At 72.6% G+C, this 6,150-nt stretch carries 6 protein-coding genes; all 6 read right to left on the bottom strand.

The window, feature by feature from the left end:
* Nucleotides 1-31: 31 nt before the first annotated feature.
* The 6 genes from ACWKZU_RS14065 to guaB1 all read right to left on the bottom strand — a co-directional run bounded on the left by ACWKZU_RS14065 (nucleotide 32) and on the right by guaB1 (nucleotide 5,844).
* Nucleotides 32-715 (bottom strand): ABC transporter ATP-binding protein, encoded by a 684-nt coding sequence (locus tag ACWKZU_RS14065; RefSeq protein WP_449282958.1) that lies wholly within the window; start codon nucleotides 713-715, stop codon nucleotides 32-34.
* A gap of 11 nt (nucleotides 716-726) precedes the next feature.
* Nucleotides 727-1,137, bottom strand: coding sequence for a phage holin family protein (locus ACWKZU_RS14070; RefSeq protein WP_449282959.1), 411 nt, complete (start codon nucleotides 1,135-1,137; stop codon nucleotides 727-729).
* A gap of 113 nt (nucleotides 1,138-1,250) precedes the next feature.
* Nucleotides 1,251-1,409 (bottom strand): hypothetical protein, encoded by a 159-nt coding sequence (locus tag ACWKZU_RS14075; protein ID WP_449282960.1) that lies wholly within the window; start codon nucleotides 1,407-1,409, stop codon nucleotides 1,251-1,253.
* A 102-nt stretch (nucleotides 1,410-1,511) separates the two neighbouring features.
* Nucleotides 1,512-2,702 (bottom strand): AI-2E family transporter, encoded by a 1,191-nt coding sequence (locus tag ACWKZU_RS14080; protein WP_449282961.1) that lies wholly within the window; start codon nucleotides 2,700-2,702, stop codon nucleotides 1,512-1,514.
* Nucleotides 2,703-2,818: 116 nt separating this feature from the next.
* The gene (gene thrC / locus ACWKZU_RS14085; protein WP_449282962.1) at nucleotides 2,819-4,249 is read right to left on the bottom strand and encodes a threonine synthase; all 1,431 of its coding nucleotides are present in this window, start codon (nucleotides 4,247-4,249) and stop codon (nucleotides 2,819-2,821) included.
* 86 nt (nucleotides 4,250-4,335) lie between these two features.
* Nucleotides 4,336-5,844 (bottom strand): GMP reductase, encoded by a 1,509-nt coding sequence (gene guaB1 / locus ACWKZU_RS14090; RefSeq protein WP_449282963.1) that lies wholly within the window; start codon nucleotides 5,842-5,844, stop codon nucleotides 4,336-4,338.
* Between the last annotated feature and the right edge of the window lie 306 nt (nucleotides 5,845-6,150).

Here is a 6,150-nt window from a genome sequence, read left to right on the forward strand (position 1 = left end):
CGGCCGCTCCGCGGCGCGTCCCCCATGGGGCTCACTCCGCCCCCACCAGGATCTGATCGTCGGCGACCCGCGCCACCAGTTCGGCGTCGTGCGAGGCGCAGGCGATGGCGGCGCCGGCCTCCGCCGCGACCAGCAGGGCCTCCGCGACGAGAGCGCGGCGATCCGGGTCGAGGCGCTGCTCCGGCTCGTCGAGCAGCAGCACCGAGCAGGGACGCGCGAGGGTCACGGCGAGCGAGACCAGCTGTCGCTGCCCGCTCGACAGCTCGTGGGGGAAGCGGTCGGCGAGCGCCCCGAGGCCGAAGCACTCGAGCGCTTCCTCGCCCAGCCCGCCCCAGGCCGGCGCGCCATCGCCGCCGCGCACCGCGCCCCAGGCCGCGTCGATGAGCGCGAGCTGATCGCGGACGGTGAGATCGGGATAGAGCGTCGGGGGCTCGATGAGCGCGGCGACGTGCTCGCGCACCTCGCGTCTGCGCTCGTCGAGCACGTCCGCACGGCCCGGCAGTACGAGGCGGGCCGAGCCCCTGCTCGGCCGCAGCCGCCCCGCGAGCACGCGCAGCAGCGTCGTCTTCCCCGCCCCGTTCGGCCCGCGCACGGCCAGGCATCGACCGGGCGAGAGCTCCACCGAGGTCTCCGGCAGCAGCACGGCGCCCTCGAGCTCCACCGCGACGCGCTCGGCCAGCAGCACCGCGTCGCGGCGAGCGGCGGGGCGCTCCACCCGCCCGGGCCTCAGGGCTTCGCCTGCCGCATCACCTTCTGCGCGGCCCGGCGCTTCAGCCACTTGTCGATGACGAAGGCCATGAAGATCCAGCCGCCGAGCGCGGTGATCACCCACACGATGATGGGGGCGAGCACCCACGTCTCGACGCCGTGGATCTCGATGCCGCCCTGGAACAGCGAGGCGATCCACAGCGCGAGCAGCGTCGCCACGAGGCCGACGCCGCCGGCGAGCGGCGCGGCGTAGCGCTGCGCGAGGTTGAGCACGAAGGGACCGAGCACCGCGTGGGCGACCGTGAAGACGCCGAGCGCGGTGAGGAAGCCCCCGACGTGCAGCTCGAAGCCCGGGAGCGCGAAGTGCACGACGATCAACCCGATCGCGGCGAGCACCACCTGGGAGATGATCTGGAACAGCAGACGCATGATTCGCTCCTCTCACCGGATCGGCGGGGACGGCTGCGCCCTCGCTCGGCTGCTCTCAGCGTAGCGCAGAGCGCGCGGACGACGGCCCCCGATTCAGCTGCAGCGGCCGGCACTCATTCGAACTGCGCGCGGAGCAGCAGCGCCGCTGCGACCGACACCGCTGCGGCCGTCGCCGCCCCGGCGGCGACCGTGATCACGACGCGCTGCAGGTCGCCCGAGATCGCCCCGCTTCCGTCGAAGGTCAGCAGCACCACCGACACCGTGACCGCCACCGCGTACCCCCAGTGGGGTGCGCCGGCGAGCAGCAGCCGACCGAGGCGACGGCCGCGGTCAGCCCCACCGCGACCAGCAGCGATCCCCCGCGCTCGCGGGTCCTAGGCGAGGTCGTCGCCCGGCTTGGGCCGGAAGGCCCTCGCCGGCAGCCCCGGCCCGTCCCACACCTGGATGATCCCCCAGGCCACGGCCGCGATCGGCACGGCGAGCACCGCGCCCAGGATGCCGCTCAGCACCGTGCCGATGGTCAGGGCGAGCAGGATCACGAGCGGGTGCAGCTTGAGCGCGCGCCCCATGAGCACCGGTTGCAGGAAGTTGCCCTCGAGCTGGTTGACCAGCACGACCACGCCGACCACGAGCACCGCGCTCAGCGGGCCGTTGGCCACGAGCGCCACGAGCGCGGCGAGGATCCCGGCGATCGTGGCGCCGACGAGCGGGATGAACGAGAGCACGAAGACGAGCACGGCCAGCGGGAGGGCCAGCGGCACCTGCAGGATGAAGAGGCCGATCCCGATGCCGATCGCGTCGACCGAGGCGACCGCCGCCGTTCCCCGCACGTACGATCCCAGCGTGGCCACCGTCTTCTCGCCGGCCCGCTCCGCGCGTGCGAGCGCCTCGCCCTCGAATGGGCGCAGCAGGAAGCGCCAGATGCGCGGCCCGTCCTTCAGGAAGAAGAACAGCACCACGATCATGAGGATGAGGCCCGTGACGAAGCTCGTCACCGCCCCGACTCCCGCGAGCGCGCCCGAGCCGAACTGCGAGCTCGTGACGAAGTCGGTGAGGAACGCGACGCTCTGATCCCACCACTCCTGCAGCTGCGCGTCCTCCGGCAGGAAGGGCAGCGTATGCGCCCAGTCGATCACCTGCGTGAAGCCCTCTTGCGCCTGGGTGGAGAGATCGTCCCACTGATCCCTGACGGCCCACACGATGAGCCAGCCGACGCCCGTGAGTAGCAGCACGATCGTGAGCAGCACGAGTACGGTCGCGAGCGCCGCCGGCACCCGTCGGGCCCGCATCCACGCCATGACCGGCGAGAACGTGCTCGCGAAGATGAGCGCGAGCAGGATCGGGATCACGACCGTCGACAGCGTGCGCATACCGATGACCGCACCGGCGGTCAGCACCAGCACGATGATGATCTGCAGCGATCGCGTTGCGAGCAGGCCGAAGCCGTCTCCCCAGACCCGCTTCGCCCGCACGACCTCCGCCGCGGCGCGCGGGCCCGGCGTCTCGCGGGCCTCGAGCCGTGCGACGCGATCCTCGATCTCGCGTCTCCCCCACCATCCGAACATCTCGGACCTCCGTTCGTCGTCACCCAGACTAGGAGCTCGGACCGGCTTCCGGGTGGATCCCGCACGGCTCGTCGGCGAGGCCGCCCCGCTCCGGCGGGGCGCCCGCCGCCCGGCGCCTACCGCTGCACCGCGCGATCCGCGATGAACGCCCGCAGCTCCGCCTCGTCGTCGGCCATCTCGGTGACGCGCTGCGGCAGCTCGAGCAGTCCCGCGAGGTGCTCGGGGATGCCGATGCGCTCCCCGGTCGCCTCGAACACGATGTCGGGGAACTTGGCGGGCTTGGCGGTCTCGAGCACCAGCATCGGCACACCCGGCTCCACGCGCTCGCGCGCCACCTTCACGCCGTCGGCGGTGTGCGGATCGATCAGCACGCCGTTCCGCTCGAACACCGAACGGATCGTCGCGACGCGATCCGCGTGCGTGCTGGTGCCGCTCTGCAGGCCGAACTCGGCCTCGAATCGGGGCAGTTCGGCGGTGAGGTCGATCCGGCCCGTCTCGTCGAGCTCGCGCCAGGCGGCGGCGAGGCGCTCGGGATCCCGGCCCAGCAGGTCGAACACGAAGCGCTCGAGGTTCGAGGCCTTCGAGATGTCCATCGATGGGCTCGACGTCGCGAAGGTGTCGGCCGCGCCGCGGGGCGCGTAGACGCCGGTGCGGAAGAACTCGTCGAGCACGTTGTTCTCGTTGGCCGCGAGCACCAGGCGGCGTATCGGCAGGCCCATCGCGCGCGCGAAGTGTCCCGAGAGGATGTTGCCGAAGTTGCCCGAGGGCACCGTGAACGAGACCTCGAAGCCGGCCCGATCGGCCTCGGGCAGCGCGTCGGTCGCCCGCAGCCAGGCCCAGAAGTAGTAGACCATCTGCGCGCTGATGCGGCCGAGGTTGATCGAGTTGACGGTGCCGAGGTGATTGGCCCGCTTGAACTCGAGGTCGCCCGAGAGCGACTTCACGAGTTGCTGGCAGTCGTCGAAGACGCCCGCGACGGCGATGTTGTGGATGTTGTCGTCGGCGAGGGAGTACATCTGCGCGCGCTGGAAGTCGCTCATGCGGCCCTGGGGCGAGAGCATGAACACCGCGATGCCGTCCTTGCCGCGCAGCGCGTACTCGGCGGCCGATCCGGTGTCGCCGGAGGTGGCGCCGATGATGTTGAGCGCGCGATCGCTGCGGGCCAGCACGTACTCGAGCGACTGGCCGAGGAACTGCATCGCCATGTCCTTGAACGCGAGCGTGGGCCCCTCGGACAGGCCGACGAGCGCGATCCCGTCCTCGAGCGGCGTGAGAGGCACGATCTCGTCCGCCACGAAGCTCTCGGCGCGGTAGGCGGCGCGGCACATCGCGGCGAGGTCGTCGCGCGGGATGTCGGTGGCGTAGAGGCTCAGGATCTCGGTGGCGAGCTCGGGGTACGCGAGGGATCGCCAGGCCTCGATCTGCTCCGCCGGCACCTGCGGCACCGTCTCCGGCACCACGAGCCCGCCGTCCGTGGCGAGCCCCTCCAGCAGGATCGCGCTGTACGGCGCAGGCTCCATGCCGCCGCGGGTCGAGATGTACTTCACCGATGCTCCTTCGTCGAGGCCAACCCGACCATTCTATTCGCCCCGCATATTCCCGTATCCCGGCCGGCGGCCGCCGGGGAGCGCGGCTACCAGCTCACCGGCAGCGCCTTGCCCTCCTCGTAGCCGGCGGCCGACTGCAGCCCGACGTGGGCGCGCAGGTGGAACTCGCGCAGGTTCTGGGCGCCGGCGTAGGTGAACGACGAGCGCACGCCCGAGGTGATCATGTCGATGAGGTCCTCGACGCCCGGCCGCTGCGGGTCGAGGTAGATCCTGGAGGACGAGATCCCCTCGGCGAACAGCTCCTTGCGCGCCCGCTCGTAGGGGTCGAGCGCGCCGAAGCGGTCCTGCACCGCCTTCGTCGAGGCCATCCCCCACGACTCCTTGTACTGCCGCCCCTCCGCGTCGGTGCGCAGTTCGCCCGGAGACTCGGCGGTGCCGGCGAACCAGGATCCGATCATCACCGACGCGGCCCCGGCGGCGAGCGCGAGCGCGACGTCGCGGGGGTAGCGCACCCCGCCGTCGGCCCAGACGTGGGCGCCGAGCTCGCGCGCGGCCTGCGCCGTCTCGAGCACCGCCGAGAACTGCGGGCGGCCGACCGCCGTCATCATGCGCGTGGTGCACATCGCCCCCGGGCCCACGCCCACCTTGAGGATCGAGGCGCCCGCGGCGACGAGGTCGCCCGCGCCGTCGGCGGTGACGATGTTGCCGGCCACGATGGGCAGACCCAGGTCGAGCTCCGAGATCGCGCGCAGCGTGCGCAGCATGCCCTCCTGGTGGCCGTGCGCCGTGTCGACCACGAGCACGTCGGCCCCCGCGGCGGCGAGCGCCCGCGCCTTCTCGACCGCGTCGCCGTTGATGCCGACCGCGACCGCCACGGCCAGCCGGCCGTCGCCGTCGAACGCGGGCCGGTAGAGGGAGCGGCGCAGGGCGGAGCGCTGCGAGAGCGTGCCCACGAGCACCCCGTCGGACACGACGCAGACGGCCTCGGCGCCGTGCCCCTCCGACCCCGCGCCGGTCACCGCCGCGACGGCGTCGAACGCCGCGCGGGGCTCCTCCAGCTCCGCGGCGTCGAGCACCGGCGCGACGCCGTGCACGAGATCGCCCAGGCGCGCATCCGCCGGCACGGAGGCGAGCCTCGCCGCCGAGAGCACTCCCCGGATCGCGGCGGCGGGGATCCGGTCGCCCGCGCCGGACGGGGCGCTGCCGGCCCGCTCGCCGTCGACCACCACGACGGCCTGGCCCTCCGCTCGGGGGATCAGCCCCAGCGCATCCTCGGCCGTGGCCTCCGCCGGCAGCACGAGCGGCGTGTCGAAGGAGCCGGGCTGCTCCTTCACCCAGCGGATCGCGCGCACGGCGTCGTCCCGCGACAGATCCTGCGGCAGCACGGCGAGACCGCCGCGCCGCGCGAGCACCGCCGCGAGGCGCGGCCCCGTGACCGAGTTCATGTTGGCCGCGACGAGCGGCAGCGTCGCTGGGGTGTCGTCGGTGGGCGCGAGATCCACCCCGAGACGGCTTCCCACGTCCGAGTGCCTCGGCACGAGGAACACGTCCGAGTAGGTGAGGTCAACCGTGGGCATCGCGCCGATAAACTCCATAGCCCCCACGCTACTCCTGCCGAACGGCCTTGCCGGCCTCATCCGATGAACACATAGGATTGCAGCGCGGGGGTCGTTCGCGGTCCGCGCGTGGAGAACACCCGGATCCATCGCTCGCCTCCGAGCGCAAGGCCGGGATGCCGACAGGAACAATCGAGGAGCACACCGGCCATGTCCGATCCGAACGCACCCGGCAGCGAGACCCCCGAGCAGCCGACGGCTCCGCTGCCGCCGTCGCAGCCGACGCAGCCCCAGCAGCCCCAGCAGCCCGAGTGGCAGCAGCCCGCGGCGGCGCAGCCCCCGCAG

This window comes from Leucobacter sp. (assembly GCF_053528595.1).

Bases quoted from the DNA above. Each gene is read 5' to 3' on its own strand.
- ACWKZU_RS14080 (WP_449282961.1), bottom strand. From the start codon at position 2,702: ATGTTCGGATGGTGGGGGAGACGCGAGATCGAGGATCGCGTCGCACGG.
- ACWKZU_RS14070 (WP_449282959.1), bottom strand. From the start codon at position 1,137: ATGCGTCTGCTGTTCCAGATCATCTCCCAGGTGGTGCTCGCCGCGATC.
- guaB1 (WP_449282963.1), bottom strand. From the start codon at position 5,844: ATGGAGTTTATCGGCGCGATGCCCACGGTTGACCTCACCTACTCGGAC.